This is a genomic window from Orenia marismortui DSM 5156 (assembly GCF_000379025.1).
In the GTDB taxonomy this organism is placed as follows: Bacteria; Bacillota; Halanaerobiia; order Halobacteroidales; family Halobacteroidaceae; genus Orenia; species Orenia marismortui.
On record NZ_KB900623.1, the window covers coordinates 26,592 to 46,233 of the forward strand.

31 protein-coding genes and 1 pseudogene are annotated in these 19,642 nt (G+C 34.2%); all 32 read left to right on the forward strand.

Annotated features, from left to right (window positions below; translation table 11 throughout):
• Positions 1-21: 21 nt before the first annotated feature.
• The gene (locus tag OREMA_RS0113695) at positions 22-594 is read left to right on the forward strand and encodes a helix-turn-helix domain-containing protein (RefSeq protein ID WP_018249823.1); all 573 of its coding nucleotides are present in this window, start codon (positions 22-24) and stop codon (positions 592-594) included.
• A gap of 41 nt (positions 595-635) precedes the next feature.
• Complete coding sequence (locus tag OREMA_RS0113700) at positions 636-1,097, forward strand: hypothetical protein (protein WP_018249824.1); 462 nt, start codon at positions 636-638, stop codon at positions 1,095-1,097.
• A 149-nt stretch (positions 1,098-1,246) separates the two neighbouring features.
• Complete coding sequence (locus OREMA_RS18930) at positions 1,247-1,420, forward strand: hypothetical protein (protein WP_018249746.1); 174 nt, start codon at positions 1,247-1,249, stop codon at positions 1,418-1,420.
• On the forward strand, positions 1,417-3,408 hold the full coding sequence (locus OREMA_RS0113715; protein ID WP_018249826.1) for an AAA family ATPase: 1,992 nt from the start codon (positions 1,417-1,419) through the stop codon (positions 3,406-3,408). The genes OREMA_RS18930 and OREMA_RS0113715 overlap by 4 nt, the downstream gene beginning before the upstream one ends.
• A gap of 1 nt (position 3,409) precedes the next feature.
• On the forward strand, positions 3,410-3,595 hold the full coding sequence (locus tag OREMA_RS0113720; RefSeq protein WP_018249744.1) for a hypothetical protein: 186 nt from the start codon (positions 3,410-3,412) through the stop codon (positions 3,593-3,595).
• Positions 3,596-3,622: 27 nt separating this feature from the next.
• A complete protein-coding gene (locus OREMA_RS0113725) occupies positions 3,623-4,555 on the forward strand; it encodes a RecT family recombinase (protein ID WP_018249743.1) in 933 nt (310 codons plus the stop codon).
• Positions 4,555-5,283, forward strand: coding sequence for an MBL fold metallo-hydrolase (locus OREMA_RS0113730; protein WP_018249827.1), 729 nt, complete (start codon positions 4,555-4,557; stop codon positions 5,281-5,283). Before OREMA_RS0113725 ends, OREMA_RS0113730 begins: the two co-directional genes overlap by 1 nt.
• A 12-nt stretch (positions 5,284-5,295) precedes the next feature.
• The gene (locus OREMA_RS0113735; protein ID WP_157280089.1) at positions 5,296-5,508 is read left to right on the forward strand and encodes a hypothetical protein; all 213 of its coding nucleotides are present in this window, start codon (positions 5,296-5,298) and stop codon (positions 5,506-5,508) included.
• A gap of 23 nt (positions 5,509-5,531) precedes the next feature.
• Positions 5,532-6,569, forward strand: a complete 1,038-nt coding sequence (locus OREMA_RS19255) for a hypothetical protein (RefSeq protein WP_018249829.1) — start codon at positions 5,532-5,534, stop codon at positions 6,567-6,569.
• Between the two features lie 199 nt (positions 6,570-6,768).
• Positions 6,769-7,299: a DnaA ATPase domain-containing protein gene (locus OREMA_RS19260; RefSeq protein ID WP_276324748.1), complete on the forward strand. Its 531-nt coding sequence runs from the start codon at positions 6,769-6,771 to the stop codon at positions 7,297-7,299.
• 469 nt (positions 7,300-7,768) lie between these two features.
• On the forward strand, positions 7,769-7,918 hold the full coding sequence (locus OREMA_RS19070) for a hypothetical protein (RefSeq protein WP_018249833.1): 150 nt from the start codon (positions 7,769-7,771) through the stop codon (positions 7,916-7,918).
• The gene (locus tag OREMA_RS0113765; protein ID WP_018249834.1) at positions 7,905-8,177 is read left to right on the forward strand and encodes a nucleoside triphosphate pyrophosphohydrolase family protein; all 273 of its coding nucleotides are present in this window, start codon (positions 7,905-7,907) and stop codon (positions 8,175-8,177) included. Before OREMA_RS19070 ends, OREMA_RS0113765 begins: the two co-directional genes overlap by 14 nt.
• A 1-nt stretch (position 8,178) precedes the next feature.
• Positions 8,179-8,733, forward strand: a complete 555-nt coding sequence (locus OREMA_RS0113770; RefSeq protein ID WP_018249835.1) for a putative metallopeptidase — start codon at positions 8,179-8,181, stop codon at positions 8,731-8,733.
• 1 nt (position 8,734) lies between these two features.
• On the forward strand, positions 8,735-9,268 hold the full coding sequence (locus tag OREMA_RS0113775) for a Holliday junction resolvase RecU (RefSeq protein ID WP_018249836.1): 534 nt from the start codon (positions 8,735-8,737) through the stop codon (positions 9,266-9,268).
• On the forward strand, positions 9,261-9,554 hold the full coding sequence (locus OREMA_RS0113780) for a hypothetical protein (protein WP_018249837.1): 294 nt from the start codon (positions 9,261-9,263) through the stop codon (positions 9,552-9,554). Before OREMA_RS0113775 ends, OREMA_RS0113780 begins: the two co-directional genes overlap by 8 nt.
• 12 nt (positions 9,555-9,566) lie before the next feature.
• Positions 9,567-9,761 carry a hypothetical protein gene (locus OREMA_RS19135; RefSeq protein ID WP_018249838.1) on the forward strand — a complete coding sequence of 65 codons (195 nt, stop codon included), beginning with the start codon at positions 9,567-9,569 and terminating at the stop codon, positions 9,759-9,761.
• A gap of 4 nt (positions 9,762-9,765) precedes the next feature.
• A complete protein-coding gene (locus OREMA_RS0113790) occupies positions 9,766-9,987 on the forward strand; it encodes a hypothetical protein (RefSeq protein WP_018249734.1) in 222 nt (73 codons plus the stop codon).
• A 372-nt stretch (positions 9,988-10,359) separates the two neighbouring features.
• Positions 10,360-10,854 (forward strand): hypothetical protein, encoded by a 495-nt coding sequence (locus OREMA_RS0113800; RefSeq protein WP_018249839.1) that lies wholly within the window; start codon positions 10,360-10,362, stop codon positions 10,852-10,854.
• Positions 10,855-11,057: 203 nt separating this feature from the next.
• Positions 11,058-11,252: a hypothetical protein gene (locus tag OREMA_RS0113805; protein WP_018249840.1), complete on the forward strand. Its 195-nt coding sequence runs from the start codon at positions 11,058-11,060 to the stop codon at positions 11,250-11,252.
• Positions 11,236-11,577 carry an HNH endonuclease gene (locus OREMA_RS0113810; RefSeq protein WP_018249841.1) on the forward strand — a complete coding sequence of 114 codons (342 nt, stop codon included), beginning with the start codon at positions 11,236-11,238 and terminating at the stop codon, positions 11,575-11,577. The genes OREMA_RS0113805 and OREMA_RS0113810 overlap by 17 nt, the downstream gene beginning before the upstream one ends.
• Before the next feature lie 7 nt (positions 11,578-11,584).
• Positions 11,585-11,719 (forward strand): hypothetical protein, encoded by a 135-nt coding sequence (locus OREMA_RS19335; RefSeq protein WP_018249842.1) that lies wholly within the window; start codon positions 11,585-11,587, stop codon positions 11,717-11,719.
• Between the two features lie 117 nt (positions 11,720-11,836).
• On the forward strand, positions 11,837-12,148 hold the full coding sequence (locus OREMA_RS0113820) for a P27 family phage terminase small subunit (RefSeq protein ID WP_018249843.1): 312 nt from the start codon (positions 11,837-11,839) through the stop codon (positions 12,146-12,148).
• Between the two features lie 38 nt (positions 12,149-12,186).
• On the forward strand, positions 12,187-13,830 hold the full coding sequence (locus OREMA_RS0113825) for a terminase TerL endonuclease subunit (RefSeq protein ID WP_026189015.1): 1,644 nt from the start codon (positions 12,187-12,189) through the stop codon (positions 13,828-13,830).
• Between the two features lie 33 nt (positions 13,831-13,863).
• Positions 13,864-15,015 carry a phage portal protein gene (locus OREMA_RS0113830; protein WP_018249844.1) on the forward strand — a complete coding sequence of 384 codons (1,152 nt, stop codon included), beginning with the start codon at positions 13,864-13,866 and terminating at the stop codon, positions 15,013-15,015.
• Positions 15,016-15,834, forward strand: coding sequence for a head maturation protease, ClpP-related (locus OREMA_RS0113835; RefSeq protein WP_018249845.1), 819 nt, complete (start codon positions 15,016-15,018; stop codon positions 15,832-15,834).
• A gap of 2 nt (positions 15,835-15,836) precedes the next feature.
• Complete coding sequence (locus tag OREMA_RS0113840; RefSeq protein WP_018249846.1) at positions 15,837-17,291, forward strand: phage major capsid protein; 1,455 nt, start codon at positions 15,837-15,839, stop codon at positions 17,289-17,291.
• Positions 17,292-17,350: 59 nt separating this feature from the next.
• Complete coding sequence (locus OREMA_RS0113845; RefSeq protein WP_018249847.1) at positions 17,351-17,632, forward strand: head-tail connector protein; 282 nt, start codon at positions 17,351-17,353, stop codon at positions 17,630-17,632.
• Complete coding sequence (locus OREMA_RS0113850) at positions 17,632-18,015, forward strand: phage head closure protein (protein WP_018249848.1); 384 nt, start codon at positions 17,632-17,634, stop codon at positions 18,013-18,015. Before OREMA_RS0113845 ends, OREMA_RS0113850 begins: the two co-directional genes overlap by 1 nt.
• A complete protein-coding gene (locus OREMA_RS0113855; protein ID WP_018249849.1) occupies positions 17,999-18,394 on the forward strand; it encodes an HK97 gp10 family phage protein in 396 nt (131 codons plus the stop codon). The genes OREMA_RS0113850 and OREMA_RS0113855 overlap by 17 nt, the downstream gene beginning before the upstream one ends.
• Complete coding sequence (locus OREMA_RS0113860) at positions 18,395-18,730, forward strand: hypothetical protein (RefSeq protein WP_018249850.1); 336 nt, start codon at positions 18,395-18,397, stop codon at positions 18,728-18,730.
• 8 nt (positions 18,731-18,738) lie between these two features.
• Entirely contained in the window at positions 18,739-19,053 is a 315-nt protein-coding gene (locus tag OREMA_RS0113865; protein ID WP_018249851.1) for a hypothetical protein, read from the forward strand.
• A 13-nt stretch (positions 19,054-19,066) separates the two neighbouring features.
• Positions 19,067-19,642: pseudogene (locus OREMA_RS0113870) on the forward strand (hypothetical protein); the annotation flags it as partial.

Genomic DNA, 19,642 nt, shown 5'->3' on the forward strand with positions numbered 1-19,642 from the left:
AAAATGAGGAGGTTGCTAATTATGTGTGTAGCTAGCGAGCTTAAGAATGTTAGAGAGTCATTAGGAATGAGCCAAGGAGAGTTTGGTGCAATAGTTGGATTTGGAAGAACTTCAATCTCAAACATGGAGAAGAAGGAGAAAGATATTCCTGATTTCGTAGTAGAACAGGTAGTTAAGAAAACTAAATCTTGGAAATTAGCAGTAGAGAAGTGCCAAGAGTGCCGAACCAATATATTTTGTGCTCCATACTTAGATAGTGCTAATGATAATCCATTTTCAGTATTGGTTAAACTCAAAGAGGAATTATCAGAGGCTATGGATGCAGTAGACGAGCTGATGACTATGGGCATTATCAACAAGAGGGGACGAGAGGATTTAAGTGATAGAGAGTTTCAAAAAACGGGAGATTTACTAGAGCAAGTTTATGATGTTGGTCCTGCAAGTCAATTTACTATATTGAGATTTGCTGAGGAATATGATCTAGATCCAGTAAGAATTAGATCTAGAAATAAGATGAAGTTAGAGAAAAATGGTGCTATAAAAAGAAAGAACTCACCTGCGCCAACAGATGAGTATAATCATTCGCTTATTTAATTAACTTTATTTTATTATATCAGATACTGGAGGGATAATCAATGACAAGTTACTTATGTGCTACAGCCAAGAGAATCAACAGGAACCTTAATCTTATCAACAAGGATTTTAATGTTAATGAAGTTACATTGGGGCTTAAAAAATCCCAGATACCTTCTGAATATTATATTCTAGATGAAGATAATAATGTGATCACAACTGTTAAACATGGTATAGAGAAAGAAATTTTAGCTCAAGAGTTAAAGAGGATTAAAGAAGAAGAACTTTACGTTATAAAGCAGGTAAAAGATAGTGGAGAAACGATTGATATTGGCTTTGATGAAGGTTGTTTATTGGATTTGATTATTTGTGTAGAGATTGGAGATTTAGTTTTTCACAAAAGAGAAAGATATCCAAATGGAAAGCATCATCATGTACTAGAATTTGAATTTGAGAACGGATCGAAAGCAAGATGGGATATATATGAGCAAGAAACTCCTGTATCGATTAAGGAGTTGATATAAGTGAAGGTCCAGGTATTATTCAGATATGGTGAAATAGAGGTTAGCATGAGTGATACTGTACTCGTAGAGCAACTAGAAGATTCATTGAACAGAAACCAGGGCTACGATAGAAAATATCCCTGGAGATATCGTAGAAGGAGGACGAATTAATGGGAAGTGAGGCTTGTGTTGAATGGATTGCGCAAAATAGCTTTGTAAGAGTCGGTTGGGATTGGGTAGTTGATTCAGAAGAAGATTTAAGTTGTACGATATATTATTGCCCTTTTTGTGGCAGTGAATTAAATGGATACGGATGCACTAAATATAAGGAGGCTGAAAAATGAAAGAAGTTAGATTGATTAGCCTAAAATTGAAGAATTTCAAAGGGATTAAAGACTTTGAGATTTTAGATTTTTCAAAGAATACTAAAATATTAGGTGATAATGGTACAGGTAAGACTAGTTTGTTTGATGCTTTCAGCTGGTTGCTATTTGATAAGGATAGCCAAGGGAATTCAACTCAGTCATTTGATATTAAGACTTTAGATGAAGATGGACAGGTTATACATGGCTTAGAGCATGAAGTTGAAGGCATATTAGACGTTAATGGTAAGATCCTAACTCTTAAAAAAGTCTATTATGAGAAATGGACTAAGAAACGCGGATCAGCAGAAAAGAATTTTACAGGGCATACTACAGATTATTTTCTCAATGAAGTTCCAGTTAAGAAGTCTGAGTATGATGCTCGAATTAGCGAGATAGTAGATGAGGATATATTTAAATTGCTTACTAATCCAGCTTACTTCAATGAAGAACTCCACTGGAAAGAGAGAAGAAAAATTCTTATGGAAGTTTGCGGTGACATTTCTCCTGAAGAAGTAATTGCAGCTGGTGAAGGGTTAGATGATTTGAAGAAGATATTAGGAGATAGATCAGTTGAAGATCATAAGAAGATTATACATTCTAAGAGGAAGAAAATTAACAAAGAGTTAGAGAAAATTCCAGTTAGGATTGATGAGGTTCAAAATAATCTTCCTGATGTAAGTGAGTTTAATAAAAAAGAAATTGAAGATGAAATTTCCGGTTTGAAAATGAGAAAGTCTGCTAAAGAGAAGAAGATCAGCAATATTGAAAATGGAGGTGAGATTGCTAAGAAGAAAAAGGAACTTGCAGAGCTTCAATGTGAACTTATGGAGATTAAGAATAATCATAAAAGTAGTTTTGATGATGAAATCGAAGAGAACAGAGATAAGCTGGAAGATTTAAGAGACAAATATAGAGCAGTTAATTCTGATATTAAAGCTAAAGAACAAGAGATTAAGACTGGCAAACAGAGAATAGACCAGCTAGATAAAGAAATGTCTAATCTTCGTACTAAATGGCATCAGATAAATAAAAGAGAGCTAGAATTTGAGCAAGAAGATGTTTGTCCTACATGTGGGCAAGATGTTCCTCAAGAGCAATTGGAAGAGGCTAGAGAGAAAGCAATTAAGGAATTCAATCTAGATAAGTCTAATCAACTAGCAGAAATAAATTCAGATGGCAAGAGCAAGGCTGAATATAAAGAGAATGTAGCAGAAAAGAACGAAGAACTTAATGCTGAAATTGATGAATTAGAATCTAAAGCTGAAAAGTACCAGGAAGAAGCAGAGAAGATTCAAGCTAAACTTATCGATTTAAAATCAAAAGCTAAAGCAGTAACTGAATCAGAAGACTATCAATCTAAGCTAGAAGAAAAAGAGAAGCTTGAAGAGGAAATCAAACAGCTCCAGGAAGATAAATCACATTCTATAGATGAAGTTAAAGAGCAGATCTATCTATTAGAAAAAGAGATAGAGGCTAATGAGAGAAAGCTGTCTCAACTAGAACAGCATGAGAAAGGCCAAGCAAGGATTCAAGAGTTAACAGATCAGGAGAAAGAGTTAGCAAAAGAATATAGCAGACTCGAGAGGGAGTTATATCTTGCTGAAGAGTTTATTAAGACTAAAGTTGAACTGATGGAGGATAAAGTCGAAGGCGAATTTGATCATGCTCAATTTAAACTCTTTGAAGAACAGATAAATGGAGGGTTAAAAGAGTGTTGCGAAACCCTTTACCAAGGAGTTCCATATGGGTCTTCACTTAACAATGCTGCAAGAGTCAATGTTGGGTTAGATATTATCAATACTTTGTCAGCTTATTATGGATTTAGAGCTCCAATCTTCGTGGATAATGCTGAGAGTGTAACCAAACTGATTGATGTTAATAGTCAAATGATTCAATTGATTGTAAGTAAGCCAGATAAAGAGTTGAGGGTAGAGTTAGAGCAAAAGGAAATGAAGGAGGCGGTTTAGATTGAGTAAATTTAAGATTGAAATTGAAATTCCAGATAGTAACTTGCCTAATGATAAAATTGACAAACTTTTTCATACTGATAATTGTATCAAGATAGCATTACATGAATTTCAAGAAGACCATGGAGATTTAGAAGGAATTAGAGTTCATGACACTATAATAATTGATTCTTTTGAATCTGAATAATAAATAAACTTAAGGAGGAATTAGATAATGAGTAATAATGAATTAGCAGTAGTAGGTCAAAAGATTGTGGATAAGGTTTCTAGTAGGGTGCAGGACTTGCAACAAAAAGGAGATTTAGTATTACCTAAAGATTATTCAGCAGCTAATGCACTGAGGTCAGCGTGGTTGGAATTGCAGGATACAAAAACCAAAAACAAAAAACCAGTTTTGAGTGCATGTAGTCAAAATAGCATAATGAACACTTTGTTAGAAATGGTTACAAAAGGACTTAATCCGAGCAAAAAGCAATGCAGTTTTGTAGCGTATGGTAATAAATTAACTTGTCAAGTAGAGTACCCAGGTAATATAAGAATGGTTAAATCCATGGCAGGGGCTGATGATGTTAATGCTACAGTTGTTTATAAGGGTGACGAATTAGATTACGAAAAGATAAAAGGGAGAACGGTTATTCATAGCCACAAAACTTCTCTTGAAAACAAAATAAATGGTGAAATAATAGCAGCTTATGCGACTATTGAGTTTCCTGGAGAGAAGCCAGATTATAGTGAAATTATGACCTTACAGCAGATGAAACAGGCTTGGAAGCAAGGAAATATGTACAAAAATGAAAACAGCGACAGTTTTCATAATAAATTTTCTGAGGAAGCTTGTAAAAAGACAGTAACCAACAGAACTTGTAAGACTTATATTCGTAGTAGTGATGATGTTAACTTGCTCATTGCCAAAGCTAATGAAGCTGGGATTAAAATGTCAGAAGATATTCAAGCAGAGCAGGAAGTGCAAGAAGAGATTGAGGAGAATGCTAATAGTCAAGTGATTGATATTGAACTTGAAGAACAGGATCAAGAGGAAAAATCAACTTTAGTTTCTGGTCCTATGAAAAATTTAGATGAAGCAAAGAAAATAAAAGAGAAAGCGGATGAAGAAGTTAAAAATATGCCAGAGGAGCCAGATTTTTAATGATTGATATAACTACACTAGCCTCTGGAAGTAAGGGGAATTGCTACTATATAACTGATGGTAGCACTCCCTTGCTCCTGGAGTGTGGAATATCAATAAAAGAGATAAGAAAGGGTACAGAGTTCAGGCTTGGAGAGGTTGAAGGGTGCTTGATTACTCACGAGCATGGCGATCATATTAAAGCAGCTGTTGATGTCGCTAGAGCTGGAATAGATTGTTATATGTCAAAGGGTACATTTGACAGTTATGGGTTTGGTTCTCATAGGTTTAACATTGTTGAATTACAACATGTTAGTGGTAAACAAAAGATTTATAAGCCTTTTAAGATAAAAACATGGACTGTAAAGCCTTTTGAAGCACAACATGATGCTTTACAACCTTTAGGGTATTTATTAGTTAATCAAGCAGGAGATAAACTTTTATTTGCTACTGACACTTACTATTTAAAATACAAGTTCCAAGGACTTACTCACATTATGATTGAGTGCAACTATAGCTTAGATATCTTAAATGAGAATATTAGGTCTGGAAGAGTTCCAGCAGTGCAAAAGAAGAGATTATTGAAGAGTCATTTCAGTCTTGAAAATGTCAAGGAGTTTTTAAAAGCTAATGATTTAAGTCGAGTTAAAGAGATTCATTTATTGCATTTGAGTGACAGGAATAGTGATGAAGAGAGGTTTAAGAGGGAGATCCAAGAATTGACGGGCAAAATTGTTTATATAGCTTAGGAGGGATTAATGGTGATAGAAGTTATTAATAAAAATTTACATTCAACACACGTATATGATAATGATGATATTTCGATATCTTACAATAGCAAGGGAGAGCTAGCAATTAAAATAACCTATGATGAAGGCGGCAAAGTGTCAATAGTTTGTGATGAAGGTGCATCAAAAGAGATTATTAAGTTTTGCAAAGATAAGATTGCAGACTTTCTTGAAGTTCCATTTTAATTGTCTCAGAAAGGAGGAAGAATATGCAACTCAAAAACAGATTGGTTAAAGCTGATTTTTGGACTGACACAGGATTAATAAGAAAATTACCAGCAATGGGCAGAATGATGTACCAGGGTCTTTGGCAATTAGCAGAAGATTCAGGAGTAATCGAAGCAGATCCTCTAGCTTATAAAATGCTCTTATTCCCTTTAGATAATATTTCAATAGAAGATATAGAAAAATGGGTGAATGTTTTAGTGGAGGAAGAAAAAATACTTCCTTATGGCGATGGCCAATATTATTACATTAAAAACTTTCATAAGCATCAGTCACTTAGAAGTCCAGCTAAACCAAACCTAACGTTACCTAAGTGGATAACATATGTTCCTAACAATAAGAAGAGACAATCTGGAGGATATATTATAGATTACAAAGCTATGCCAAACAGTTCCGAACATAACCAAATAGAAACTATGGGGAGTGTTAGCGATACTGTATTAAAAGATTATATTGATAGTAAGGAAAGCGAAGGGAATAGCCTAGATAATAGTAAGGAAGAGGTGGAAAATCCAAAGGGAGACCGTACGGTTTCTAACGGTCAAACTACGGACACCAATAAGAACTTGAACTTGAAAGAGAATAAGAACTTGAATAAGAAAGAGAAAAAGAAAAGAAAAGAAGATGATGTGTCGGATTATAAAAAAGTTAGAGACTATGCGCTTAAGAAAATAATTGCCATTGATATTACAAAGACTTATTTAATCAAAGAGGATCTCGAGAATCACTCGGTAGATGTATTGAAAAAAGCAGTAGATCTAGCAGTAGCTCAAAAAGAGGAGAATGGAGACTGGAAAGGTGGCACTAAAAAAGCTGGAGTTAATATAAGCAGTTATAAATACATTAGGTGCTTTATACCAGAGGCTAAAGAATTATTAGAGGGGGTTAGTACAAATGGGAGTAGAGGAATTTCAAGAGATAGCCAGGAGAATGATGAAGAAGGCGAAAGTTGGTCAGATAGAACAGAGAGAGAAGCACTTGAAATTTTCGAGCAAGCAGAGCAAGGAAAAGGAGTGCCATAAGTGCGGAGGAACTGGGTTTGTTACATTTGAAGAAGAAGGCAGAATAGTAGCGAAAGAATGTGAGTGCTTAGAGCAACAAATAATTGATAGCAAATTAGACTTTGCAACAATAAAGAAAAAGTTTAAAAATACAATTATCGAAGATTACAAAGACAATTCTAGTCATTATCAAAGCCCTAAGTCTATAAAATCAGCTAAAATGTGTAAAAAAGCAGCTGAACAGTATGTAAAAAGATTTAAAGAATTAAAAATTAAGGGTCAAGGATTATATTTCTATTCTAAAGTTGCTGGCAGTGGGAAAACAATGCTTATATCAGCTATTGGCAATGAGCTTATTAAAAAATATAAGGCTAGAGTTAAATTTGCTACTGCTGGAGATCTATTAGATGCAATAAGAAAAACTTATAATCCTAATTCAGAAATAAAAACTCACGAATTAATAGATGCAGCAAAAGAAGTTGAAGTTTTAATTTTAGACGATATGGGCCAACAGTCAGTAAAAAAAGATACTAATGACCAGTTATTTAAAATCCTTAACTCTAGAATGGATAAGCCAGTAGTGACTATATTCTCTAGTAATTGCAAAATTGAAGATTTGCCTTATGATTATCGAATTAATAGCAGAATTAAAGACATGGCCGTTCCTATTCATGCACCAGAAGAGTCTGTTAGAGAAAATTTAACTGATAAGAAAAACAAAAAGATTTTAACTGAGTTACTAACAGGTTAGAGGTGATATGTGATGCCTGATTTTTATCCAATAAAAACCAAAGAAGGATATGAGACTTATGTTATTTGCCCGATCAATAAGCAAAAAATTAAGTATTTCAACAATTCATATAGATATAATTTCGACTTCCAAACTAAAGATTTCATAGGCAAAAGTTGCCGAGGGTCTTCTGATCCAAGAAGTGACAGAAATTGCCCTTACTTAGTGTGGGGTGCAGGCAAGAACGATAAGGATCAAGACTGCATTAAGTGTAGCATTCCATCCGAAAAATTGAATAGGATTACTTTAGTAGATGATGGTACAGGTCAGTTTAAGATGGCGTTGTGAAAGTGGCTACCCATATCCTTTTACGTCTTTCAGGACTGGGTGGCTCGAAGGACAGTATAGTTTCAGAGCATGGAATAACAGGTTTGCACAGTGAGTGGCTAGTGTGGTGGCTAGCTGCTCAACTCAAAAGGAGAGTGAGAACATGTTAATTAAGATAATTGCAGCGTGGTTGTTGTTGAATATATTGTTTGTACTGATAATGCGGAAGAGAAGCAAGAGAAGACAAAGATATGGTTATGTAGATGTTGGCAAGATTATGAGAGAAAGAGGCGAAGAAATTGGAGAAAAATGATTTATACCAAAAAGCAATTGATAAATGGGGAATAGAGTCTCAATTATTACAAGTAGTAGAAGAGTGTTCAGAACTAAATAAGGCTATCATTAAACATGTTAATCGAGATGGTGATTTCTTAAAAAATATAATAGAAGAGGCGGCAGATGTTGAAATTATGCTAGAACAGTTAAGGGTAATGACTAATGATGGTATTCCTATAGATAAAGTCAAAAAGAAGAAGTTAGATAGATTAGAAAAATTATTGAGGGGTGATTAAAGTGGCCGATTATATGAAGGATGATGGAAAAGTTAGAGAAGTAGCAGAGAGAGTTATAAAAAATAATATGCCTAATCTGGCCAACATCGAAATAGGTTATCAATTCTTAGACAAGGCTAGAAATAGCAAGGGCAGAACTATATACGCGGAAATAAACAAAGTACCGGGTAAGCTAGAAAACTTCATAGATTACGATCTAATACTTACAGTAGCAGAAGATAAATGGGCTGCAGCTAAAGAAATCAAGACAAGAGAAGCGATAATTGATGATGTACTAAGGACTGTTCACTTAGAAGAGAAAGAAGGAACTGCAGGGTTTCCAAGAAGATTGGCAGATGATTGGTATTTGTTATCAGATGGAAAGAAAATCAAAGGCCAAAAGGCAGCAGAAGAAGCCCAACAGAATATATCTGACTATGATATTAAGATTTATGGTTATGAGGTCCAAGCTAATCCAGGTAACTTCAAAAAGTATGGAGCATGGAGAAAAGATTTGGAGAAGATGAAGACAACAGTGTTACAACCAAATTTGCCACTTAAGGCAGTAGGTGAATAGTATGGCTATTAATTATGGAGGGAGAGGCCAANAATTAGAAGAAGAGATCGAATTAACCAATAAAGAATATCTGCGTCGGGGCTTAGCTCTGGTGCAGAAGATTGCAACACCTGTTAAGGTATTAAACATTAATGACCGAACCGGTAGAATCACTAATGGTTTTTACGAGAAAAAGTCTACAGTTGATTACATTGGCGTTTACGATTGTATACCAATAGCTTTTGATGCCAAAGAAACCAAAGTGTCTACTAGGTTTGATCTTAGCAACGTAAAGGAACACCAGTACTTGTATTTGACTAGCTGGGTATCAAATGGAGGAATAGGGTTTTTGATAGTTCAGTTTGTTACTCGTGATGAAACTTATTATCTTCCTTATGAAGTTTTAGATCGATACTGGCAAGGCATGTTGTCAGGAGGAAGAAAATCAATTCCTTATGATGTAGTAGCCCAAGAACAATATAGAATCAAGCAAGGCAAAGGTATGATGTTAGTTGATTATCTAAGCGTAGTTGAGGATGTGATTGATAGTGAATGAGGAATTTGAAATATCAAAAGAAATAATGAATTTCCTTACTGAAGAATTCGAGCCAATAGAGAAGTTACCGACATGTCCGATCTGTGGTGAACATTGGAGCTTTGATTCAGAGGAAGATGATGAATTCTATGGACTTATTCCAGTAGCTATAAGAACTGTAGAATGTAAGATGTGCAAAGTTAAAGCTAAATTATTAGTAGAAAATAATGCTCAAATAAGTATAGAAAGGGCTAAAGAAAAGATTAAAAAAGAACTAAATGAAGCTAAACAAATAAGTCTTTTTTAAGGATGTGAAAGCATGAAGTTAGGATTAGCAAAACAGATTTGTAAGTTACAAGGAATTAATTTTAATATCAAAGTCCCAGTGATCTGTCCGTTTTGTGAGTGTAAACAAGCTTTAATTGATAGCAATACAGGAAAATGGATGATATTGCTTGATTATTTGGGAACTTTAAAAAGAAACTTGGTAAGCACTAATGAAATAAAGGGGTGATTCTGTGATACAGAGCATTAATTACAAGAAAGCTCATAGCATGGCTAGTCGTGGTGGATTGACCAAGAAGAATATAAAATTATATGAAGTGTTATTTTCTTGGTGTACAAAAGGTTATAGAACTCCTACTATTCAGGAACTTGCTGAAGAATTAGATTGGACTGAAAGTGCTGTTAGGTATCATTATGATAGATTAAAGTATTATGATATTATCACAGAAAGATAGTGATATTATGATTACCATAAAGGAAGTGGTGAGAAGTGGATTTAAAAACTATAAAGCAGATATGTGAATTGCAAGGTATAGAAATGAAGTTGTTGGCTAGAGTAAAATGTCCTAGATGTGATTGCAAAACATTGCTTATAGACCTAAAGAAAGAATATGGTCATTGCTACAAATGCAGCTACAATGCCAGAGAGGAACATATCAGAACTATAGCAGAAGATGACTTTTTGTACAGGAAGAAAAAATACAACAATATGATGACTAGTTCAAAAGGGATTAGTTATTAAAATAAAAAAAGGACAAGCCACTAGGACCAGTCCTCTCGATTAACTCCACCAAGTTAATTATATCATTAAGAGGGGGCTGGGTAAAGTGGAACAAGTAGAAGAAGTATTGTATTCATATAGAAGTTTGAAGAGGGCTAGCAAGAGGTTGAGAAGAAGAGCATGTACGATTAATGATGGATTGAAGAGTAACTATTCAGCTGATAAGAATGTAGCTAAGATTGGTAAGAAATATTATAGAATTACACCTGGTCGAGTGAGTGCTAGTTATAATCAAAGTAATATTGTTGAGGATAATATAATAAGAAATGATGATTTGCTTTGCAGGGCTAAGAGAGCAGATGAATTAAGAAAGATAATTCAAGAAGATGTAGAGGAGTTAAGGAAAGACGATCCAGAAGTGGGAGAAGAAATGGCCAAGGTAATTGAATTGAAATACTTCAAGAAATATAAGAACAGGAAGATAGAGATTGAATTGGCTATTAGTGATGCTACTTTATACAGGAGGAGAGTAAAGGCGTTAGAGTTGTTAGAGCAGAAAGGATTACAACTTTTATTTGGAGAGATCATGAGTATAATATAACATGAAGTAAATGTGAAGTACTTTTGAAGTGAAGTTGAAGTAAAAAATTTAAAATCTGTGCTATAATCTATATAAGGAATATTGAGTTTATACGCAAGTGTATGGGGTATATGTTTTTATATCTCATATGACATACAAGAGTATATATCGAGAGAAGCACTCGGCAGGAGCTGGGTGCTTTTTATTTTTATGAGGTGATAAATATGAGTATTAAAGAATTAAATAAAGAAGAATTGGCCAATGATCTGTTATGTAATTTAATGATAGTAGATCTAGAGATGCAGAAAGAAGATATAGATTTAGAAATAATAAAAAATAAAGTTACAAAGTCGATTAGTAACTGTAAAAGTATTATTGGATTAAGTGTAGATGTAGAAGAGGTTGCTAGAAGAAGGTGATATTATTAATCTTCCTAAAGAATTATTGGAAGCAATTAAAGCTAGTGATGTAAGAAAGTTTTATAAGAGTGCAATTTGGCAAGCAGTTAGAAAGCAAGTATTGATCAGAGACAATCACGAGTGTCAGAAGTGTAAAGAAGAAGGGAGATATTCTAAAGCTGATTGTGTTCATCATATCAAGCATTTAAGAGAGTTTCCTTTATTGGCTTTGGTATTAAGTAATTTAATTTCTCTTTGTAATGCTTGTCATAATGAAGAGCATCCAGAGAAGCTTAAGAAGTATAGAGCTGGTCAGAAGGAATATATTACAGAGGAAAGATGGTGATTGAAGAATGGAAGTTAAGATGGTTTGTGAGGATTGTGGTGCTGGTGCTCCAATAAACGAGGAACAAAGCAACGAGAACTGGAAGGTGTATAAGAATAAATGTGATAAATGTGGTGGGAAGATAGAACCAAAGCTTGAATAAATAACACCCCCGGGTCTAAAAAATGAAAATCCCTGAGAAAACAGGGGACCGGAGAGGGGGACACGACAAAAGAAATAAATCAAAAATCTCACATGAGGTGTGGGGGGGTGGGGTGTAGTGTCAAAAAGAGAAGAAATTAGACAAGATCTAATTGACAAGTTAGAGCGAAATGGAGTTCATGGTGAACATTTTTTAGATTTAATTGAAGATTATATGGCTTTGTGGGATATTAAAAATGAGCTTATAGCTGACATTAGGGAGAAAGGTGTTAGCATTAAATACCAAAATGGAGAAAATCAATTTGGCTATAAAAAGAATGATAGTGTTACTAATTTACACAAAACAAATGGTCAAATGTTAAAGATATTAAATGATCTTGGTATTAAGCCTAGCCCTCAAGAAAGTTCAGACATACCAACAGAAATGTAAGAATAAAATTTTGATTGTGGAGGTGGTGAGTAATGTAGATGGCTTACAAATACCACAAATATATTGATGAATATATTCAGAAAATTAGAAGTGGGAAAAGAGTATCTTCTAAGGAAATCAAGCAGGCTATGAATTATATAGAATCAAAGCTAGATAATCCAGACGTAATTATAAAAGATGATATGATAAAGAAAGCTATAGAGTTAATAGAAAAGTATTTCCCTTTTAAGCTCCTTGACTGGGAGCTTTTTGTTTTAGCACTAACTCATTGTTATTATAAATCAGATGATACAGTTGTATTTGATGAAATATTTCTAATGGTAGCAAGAGGGAACGGCAAGAATGGATTTGTATCCCCATTGGTCTGGTATTTCACTACTCATTATCATGGGATTAAGGGTTACAATGTAGATATTGTCGCCAATAATGAAGACCAAGCCAAAACTTCATTTGACGATGTGTATAATGTGCTTGAAGATACTTGGGAAAAGTCTAAGCATTTCTTCTACAAAACTAAAGAAAAAATAACTAATCTCAAAACTAAGTCTTACATTAAATACAATACTTCTAATGCTCGTACCAAGGATGGCAAAAGGTCAGCTTGTTTGATTTTTGATGAGATACACGAGTATGAAGATTATGAAAGTATAAAAGTTTTCACTAGCGGATTTGGTAAAAGGAAACATTCCAGAACCTTCTATATAACTACAGATGGTTATGTTAGGGGTGGAGTTCTTGATGATATGAAAGAACTTGCAAAAAAAGTATTAAGTGGAGAAATTAAAGACCTTGGTTTACTACCTTTGATATATAAGCTCGATGAGAAAGAGGAGGCACAGAATATTGATGCAATGGTCAAAGCTAATCCTTCATTACCTTATTTCCCTAATTTGAGGAAAGAAATAGAGAAGGATATGACCAAGATGAAGTATCAACCTCATAAAGCTCAAGACTTTTTAACGAAGAGGTGTAATCTTCCTGCTCAAGATAACTTTACAGTGGTAGCTCCTTGGGAAAAGATAATGGCTACTAAGCAGCCAATTCCTTATGAGAAGTTAAAAGGGTTAGAGTGTATTGGGGCAATAGATTATGCTCGTACAACTGACTTTGCCTCTTGTGGACTATTATTCAAATATCAAGGCAAGAGATATTATATTGAACATACCTTTGTATGCCACAAAGCTCTAGAAATAGAAAGTAGACCTATTAAATTTCCAGTTCAGGAGATGGTAGATCGTGGACTGATTACAATCATAAGAAGGGATGCAATCAGTGCTGAAGATATGGCTAATTGGTTTTTAGAGCAAGCCAAACTATACAATATAAAAAATATAGTCTGTGATAGTTACAGAGCGAGCTTATTAAAGTCTAAGTTTACAGAGTTAGGATTGCCTCTTCAAGAAGTGCGTAGTGGTCCAATAACTCATGCTAAAGTGGCTCCTCTTGTTGAAAATATATTTTCAGAAGAAACTTTAGTATTTGGAGATAATCCAACTATGAGGTGGTATACAAATAACACTTGTATTGAGGTTGATAAAAAAGGTAATACAACTTATTTAAAGATTGAACCAAAGACTAGAAAAACTGATGGTTTCTTTGGTTTTATTCATGCTTTAACTCAAGATGATGAATTACAAGAACAGAATAATAACTTTATGAGTTTAGATGTTTACACCTATTAATTAGGTGTTATTTTTATTTGGAGGGGGTGAATTATGGCGGTATGGGATTGGTTTTTTGGTTTATTCAATAAAGACACTGGAACATTGGGGCTTGATGCTTATGTAGGAGAATTGGCAGGAGAAGTATTCTTTAAGGAATTAGCTGTGCAGGCCAGTATTAATCTAATTGCTAATGCAGTATCCAGAAGTGAGTTCCAAACTTTCGAGAATGGTAAAGAGGTCAAGAAAAATAATTATTATCTTTTCAATGTGGAACCAAACCCTAATAAATCAGCAAGTAAGTTTTGGCGTGATGTAGTAGCTAAACTGGTTCGCAATAATGAGTGCTTAGTAATACAGCAAGGTTATGATTTCTATGTAGCTGACGATTTTGCTGTTGAAAAATTTGCTTTCAAAGATTATATCTATCACGACATAGTAATTGATAATTATCAGCTGAGAAATTCATATATTCAGTCTGACGTGTTTCATTTTGAATTACACAATGACAAAATTCAAAATGTGATTGAGGGTTTGAATAGATCTTATTCTAAATTAATTGAAGTTAGCCAAAAAAATTATAAGAAAAACAACTCAAGAAAGATGAGTGTAAATGTGCCGACTAATTATCCTCAAACCGATAAAGCTCAATCAGATTTAAAAGAATTATTTGAGAAAAAATTTAAAAAGTTTTTTGAAGCAGAAGGCGAAGCAGTTATCCCTTTTACGAACGGAATTGAAGCAGAAGAGTTTTCTAGTAATATTGGAGTAAAAGGTGGAGCTGACAACAAAGAAATAAGATCATTCATTAATGATATTTTTGATTTTGTTGCTATAGCTTTTCAAATACCACCACAGCTAATCAAAGGAGAGATAGCAGATATTGAAAAGTTAATCGATTATTTTCTTACTTTTTGCGTTAATCCTATAGCTGAACTTATTACTGATGAAATAAATCGTAAGCTATACGGCAGAAAAGATTATCTAAATAGAACATATATGAAATTGAACACTTCAATGATCAAAGCAGTTAATATTAAAGATATAGCTGGATCACTTGAAATACTTTTGAGAATTGGAGCTTATACAGTTGATGATTGTTTAAAATTACTTGGAATGGAACCACTTGAAACTGAATGGAGTACAAAGCGTTTTATGACCAAAAATTATGAAGAGATAGAAAAGCGAATTAGAGGAGATGATTAGATGAAGAAGAGATTATGGCAACTTAAACAAGTGGCAGATAATCCAGAAGAGTTAGATATGTATATTTATGATGATATCCAAGGAGATACTTTTGATTATTGGACTTGGAGCATGACAGAAAGTGAAACATCTGCTAATTATTTTAGAGAGCAATTAGCTAAATATCCAGATGTTAAGCAAATAAATTTATATGTAAACAGTTATGGTGGTTCTGTATATGAAGCAATGGCTATTAGAAGTCAACTTTTAAGACACTCTGCTAAAGTTATAGCGATTGTAGATGGGTTTGCATGCTCAGCAGCATCTTTTATTTTGACAGGTTGCGATGAGGTTAAAATGTATTCTAACACTATGCAGATGATTCATAATATGTGGGATGTTGTAGCTGGCAATGCTAATCAGCTAAGAAAAGCAGCTGATGACTTAGATAAATTAATGGAAGGTAATAGACAAGCTTACCTTGAGAAATCAGGTGGTAAAATAAGTGAAGAGGAACTTATCGAGTTATTAGATAATGAAACTTGGCTTACTGCTCAAGAGTGCTTGGACTATGGTTTAGCAGATGAAGTAATAGCTGAAGAAGCTGATTTAACAGAAGCTAAACAGTTGTTACAAAAAGCTAATAAGACATTAGAGCAACAGTTAAGTTATAGCAGGGCTTTATCTGCACAAATTAAACAATTATCCCAGAAGCCAAAAGAGGCAGAACCAAAACCTGATCCTAAGCCTATTCCTAATGATAATAATGACCCAGAACCGCAAGAAAATAAAACAAAAAATTTATTTATGGCGTTATTCGTCAATAAGGAGGAAGATTAATTATGAAAAACATGGATAAAGTTTTACAACAGAAAGCAGAAATAGCTAATAGGTTAAACCAAGCTATGAAAGATGGTGATGAAAAAGCTTTTGCTCAAGCATTTACAGAATATACTGATATCCTTCAAGAAGCAGTTATGGCAGAAGCAAAAGGTTTAGTTCAAGCGGCTGACAACCAAGTATTAGTTGGAAGAGGGGTTAGAGCCTTAACTAGCAACGAGACTAAATTTTATCAAGCATTCGGCGAAGTAATGGGTTCTTCAAATCCAAAACAAGCTATTGCTGAAGCTGATATGGATTTAGTATTACCTGAAACTGTTATTGAATCAGTGTTTGAAGATTTAACAGAAGAACATCCTTTATTAGATGCAATTAATTTCATGCCAACAAGTGTACTTGTTAAAATGATTGTTAATGAACAAGGTAGACAACTTGGACAATGGGGGAAATTAACATCAGAAATAGTAAAAGAATTAACTGGTGGATTTAAAGAAATGGATTTAAGCCAGAAAAAACTTTCTGCGTTTATTCCAGTTTCTAAATCTATGATTGATTTAGGTCCACAATGGTTAGATAGATATGTTAGAACTATTTTATCTGAAGCTATTGCAAATGGACTTGAAGATGGAATTATTAATGGTACTGGTTTAGAAGAGCCTGTTGGAATGAGAAAAGATCCTAATTCTGCACTAGATCCAGCAGATGGTTTTCAATTGTTGCCTATCAACCCTCTTAATAAGATTGATACAGTTTCATATGGTAATATCCTTGCTGATTTGTCAAAATCTCCGAATGGATTAAACAGAAAGATTAGCCAGGTATTATTATTAGTCAATCCGGTTGATTATTTTAGAAAGATTATGCCAGCTACTTCAATGAAAAGAGAAGATGGTACTTATGTTAATAACGTTTTCCCATTTCCAACAAATCCTATTCAATCAGTTCATATACCTGAAGGGGAAATTGTAATCGGTATTGGAAATCGTTATTTCATGGCCTTAGGAACTTCAAAGGGTGGCAGAATTGAATATTCTGATGAATATCGTTTCTTAGAAGATGAAAGAGTGTATTTAACTAAGCTTTATGGTAACGGAAAGCCTCTTGACAGTGTATCATTCAAGAGATTTGATATTGCCAATCTACAATCTTATATTGACCAGGTGGAAGTAGTCAATATTGGTGATGCAAGATTAGCTGACTTAAGCATTGGTAGTTTGGATTTAGATCCAACATTCAATAAGTCTACTCACTACTATACTGCTGCAACTACTGACGCCACTAATACTATTACTGCTACACCTATTGATGGTGAAGCTACAGTTGAAATTGATGTTGATGGAACTGCTGTGGACAATGGTTCTGCTGCCACTTGGGCTTCTGGAGATAATACTGTTACAATTACAGTCACTCTTGGAGCAGAAACTGAGACTTATACTGTAACTGTTACTAAATCATAATTATAAATAATTAAGAGGCTGGTTGATTCCAGTCTCTTTTTAATTAAGTAGGTGGTGAAATGACAGAGTTAGAGGAAATCAAAGAATATCTCAAAGTGACCTGGGATGATGAGAATGATGCAATCCAAGGAATAATTAACAGAAGTAAAGACTGGATTAATCAGTTAATGGGTGTGGAATTAGATTATACACTAGATAATCAAGCTAAGTCATTGCTTTTTGATAGAGTGAGATATGTGTATAATAATGCGAGTGAGATTTTTGAAGAGAACTATCAAAGAGAATTATTAAGATTGCAACTTAAAACTGGTGTAGATCTACTGCCAGAGGATGATGCATAATGATTAAATCTAAAAAAGAAGTTATGAAAGATTTAGCTACTAAGCCACGTAGAAAGATAATCATTCAAAAGAAAACCATAACAACTGATGAGTGGGAGAATCAAGTTGAGGATTGGGTAGATTGGAGAATTATCTGGGGTCAGAGATTAGAACTTTTTGGTTCAGAGTATTATGCAGCTGCACAAATAGGAGAAGAAAAGACTATTAAATTTAAGATTAGATATGTTACTTTCTTAGAAGAAGTTGACACTGTAAAATTTAGAATCATCTATAAAGATAAAGAGATTTTTGATATTAAAGATACTGATAGCCTAAATGATGATGGAATGTGGTTTATTATCAAAGCTGAGAAGAGTGGTGAATTAAATGGCTCGAACAGTTAGTGTTGATGATCTAGCAGATGCAATTGTTGAAGAAGTTAAGACTTATACTAATGACGTCTCACAAGGTATAGAAAAAGAAGCTAAAAAAACTGCTAATGAGGCTAAAAATGAGCTAAAGCAGACTTCTCCTCGTAGTGATAACGATGGCGAGCATTATGCAGATGGTTGGAGTAGGAAGAAAACTGGTCGAGGTGATGAAGTAGGTCACACAGTCTACAATAAGGAAAAACCTCAGTTGACACATCTTTTGGAGGATGGTCACTTGAATAGGGATGGTTCAAGAACACCAGGGCAAAAACATATAGAACCTGTAGAGAAAAAATATAGTGAACTATTTGAGCAGAGGGTTGAGGAAGTCATTAAAAAAGGTGGGGAGTAGATGGATATAGCTATAACGATACCTAAGAGTGAAAATTGGAAAAAATGGTTAGAAGAATGTAAAGAAGTAGAGGAAAAAGAATTATTACTTAACTATTTCCTAGGGGATAGAGGTCTCCCTAGGAAAGCTCAAGCAGGAGATAAGTGTTTTGTGGTATATGATGGCTATATTCGTGGATATCACCTTATAGCAGATTTAGCTCATAAAAATAGGTTTGTGTGCCAGACAACAGGCAGAGTATGGAAAGCAGGAAATTATATAATTAGAAGTGGCGAGTTTCACGAAATAGAACCTGTGAAAATGAAAGGTTTTCAAGGTTTTAGATATGTTAGGTAGGTGATTAAATGACTTACTTAGATTTGATTAATGCTATAAAATCACTAGGCTTACAATGTGCCTATAGAAAATTCAAAGAGCCAACTTCTCCGCCTTTTGCAGTAGTCCTTGAAGATGATAATGATGATCTATATGCCGACAATACTAACTACAAGAAGATAACTGACTGTAGTATAGAGTATTACAATACTATCAAACATCCTCCAACCGAGGAAGCGATAGAAGGCAAGTTAAAGGAATTAGGTTTATCTTATGGTAAGCGAGAAACTGATATTGAAAAAGAGGATATGATTCAAATTGTGTATGAAATTCAATTAATTTAAGGAGGAATAAATTATGAGTCAAAATAAAGTTAAATTTGGTCTTAAAAATGTGCATATAGCCCCAATCGGAGTATCGCAGACGATCAAGATAAAGGTGACTGATCCACCAAGTACAGATGGAGAAATTGGGTTAACAGTAACAGCAGATACTTTGCTAGGGGTTGATTCTCCTGCTGGTGTTGTAGTTCCTCTTGCCTCTGAAACTCACACGAATGTATCGAAGGTAGCATCTGCAATTGTTAACATCTTGAATGATGACGATATAATTTCTGGAACTTTTAGGGCTTGGCATGATGCAGGAAATGTCTATTTGGCTACAAAAGTGTCACAGGCTAATGATACTACGTTAGATGTTACTTTTGCTGATACAGGAACTACCGGAGCGACTATGGGAGCTGCTCAAGATGTAGTAGATGGAACAACAGGATATGGAGTTCCTCGAAAAGTACCCGGGGCAGTCAATTTGTCGATGGATCCTGAAGGGGATAAGACAGAATTTTATGCAGACGATACTCGTTACTTTATCTATACTACTAATAACGGTTATTCTGGCGATTTAGAGATGGCCAATATTCCAGATGATATCTTA

Coding starts and splice junctions, on each gene's coding strand:
- OREMA_RS18930 (WP_018249746.1), top strand. CDS start 1,247: ATGGGAAGTGAGGCTTGTGTTGAATGGATTGCGCAAAATAGCTTTGTA.
- OREMA_RS0113700 (WP_018249824.1), top strand. CDS start 636: ATGACAAGTTACTTATGTGCTACAGCCAAGAGAATCAACAGGAACCTT.
- OREMA_RS19255 (WP_018249829.1), top strand. CDS start 5,532: ATGCAACTCAAAAACAGATTGGTTAAAGCTGATTTTTGGACTGACACA.
- OREMA_RS0113845 (WP_018249847.1), top strand. CDS start 17,351: ATGACAGAGTTAGAGGAAATCAAAGAATATCTCAAAGTGACCTGGGAT.
- OREMA_RS19135 (WP_018249838.1), top strand. CDS start 9,567: ATGAAGTTAGGATTAGCAAAACAGATTTGTAAGTTACAAGGAATTAAT.
- OREMA_RS19335 (WP_018249842.1), top strand. CDS start 11,585: ATGGAAGTTAAGATGGTTTGTGAGGATTGTGGTGCTGGTGCTCCAATA.
- OREMA_RS0113840 (WP_018249846.1), top strand. CDS start 15,837: ATGAAAAACATGGATAAAGTTTTACAACAGAAAGCAGAAATAGCTAAT.
- OREMA_RS0113805 (WP_018249840.1), top strand. CDS start 11,058: ATGAGTATTAAAGAATTAAATAAAGAAGAATTGGCCAATGATCTGTTA.
- OREMA_RS0113850 (WP_018249848.1), top strand. CDS start 17,632: ATGATTAAATCTAAAAAAGAAGTTATGAAAGATTTAGCTACTAAGCCA.
- OREMA_RS0113825 (WP_026189015.1), top strand. CDS start 12,187: ATGGCTTACAAATACCACAAATATATTGATGAATATATTCAGAAAATT.
- OREMA_RS0113830 (WP_018249844.1), top strand. CDS start 13,864: ATGGCGGTATGGGATTGGTTTTTTGGTTTATTCAATAAAGACACTGGA.
- OREMA_RS0113725 (WP_018249743.1), top strand. CDS start 3,623: ATGAGTAATAATGAATTAGCAGTAGTAGGTCAAAAGATTGTGGATAAG.
- OREMA_RS0113835 (WP_018249845.1), top strand. CDS start 15,016: ATGAAGAAGAGATTATGGCAACTTAAACAAGTGGCAGATAATCCAGAA.
- OREMA_RS0113855 (WP_018249849.1), top strand. CDS start 17,999: ATGGCTCGAACAGTTAGTGTTGATGATCTAGCAGATGCAATTGTTGAA.
- OREMA_RS0113865 (WP_018249851.1), top strand. CDS start 18,739: ATGACTTACTTAGATTTGATTAATGCTATAAAATCACTAGGCTTACAA.
- OREMA_RS19260 (WP_276324748.1), top strand. CDS start 6,769: ATGTGTAAAAAAGCAGCTGAACAGTATGTAAAAAGATTTAAAGAATTA.
- OREMA_RS0113695 (WP_018249823.1), top strand. CDS start 22: ATGTGTGTAGCTAGCGAGCTTAAGAATGTTAGAGAGTCATTAGGAATG.
- OREMA_RS0113730 (WP_018249827.1), top strand. CDS start 4,555: ATGATTGATATAACTACACTAGCCTCTGGAAGTAAGGGGAATTGCTAC.
- OREMA_RS0113715 (WP_018249826.1), top strand. CDS start 1,417: ATGAAAGAAGTTAGATTGATTAGCCTAAAATTGAAGAATTTCAAAGGG.
- OREMA_RS0113860 (WP_018249850.1), top strand. CDS start 18,395: ATGGATATAGCTATAACGATACCTAAGAGTGAAAATTGGAAAAAATGG.
- OREMA_RS19070 (WP_018249833.1), top strand. CDS start 7,769: ATGTTAATTAAGATAATTGCAGCGTGGTTGTTGTTGAATATATTGTTT.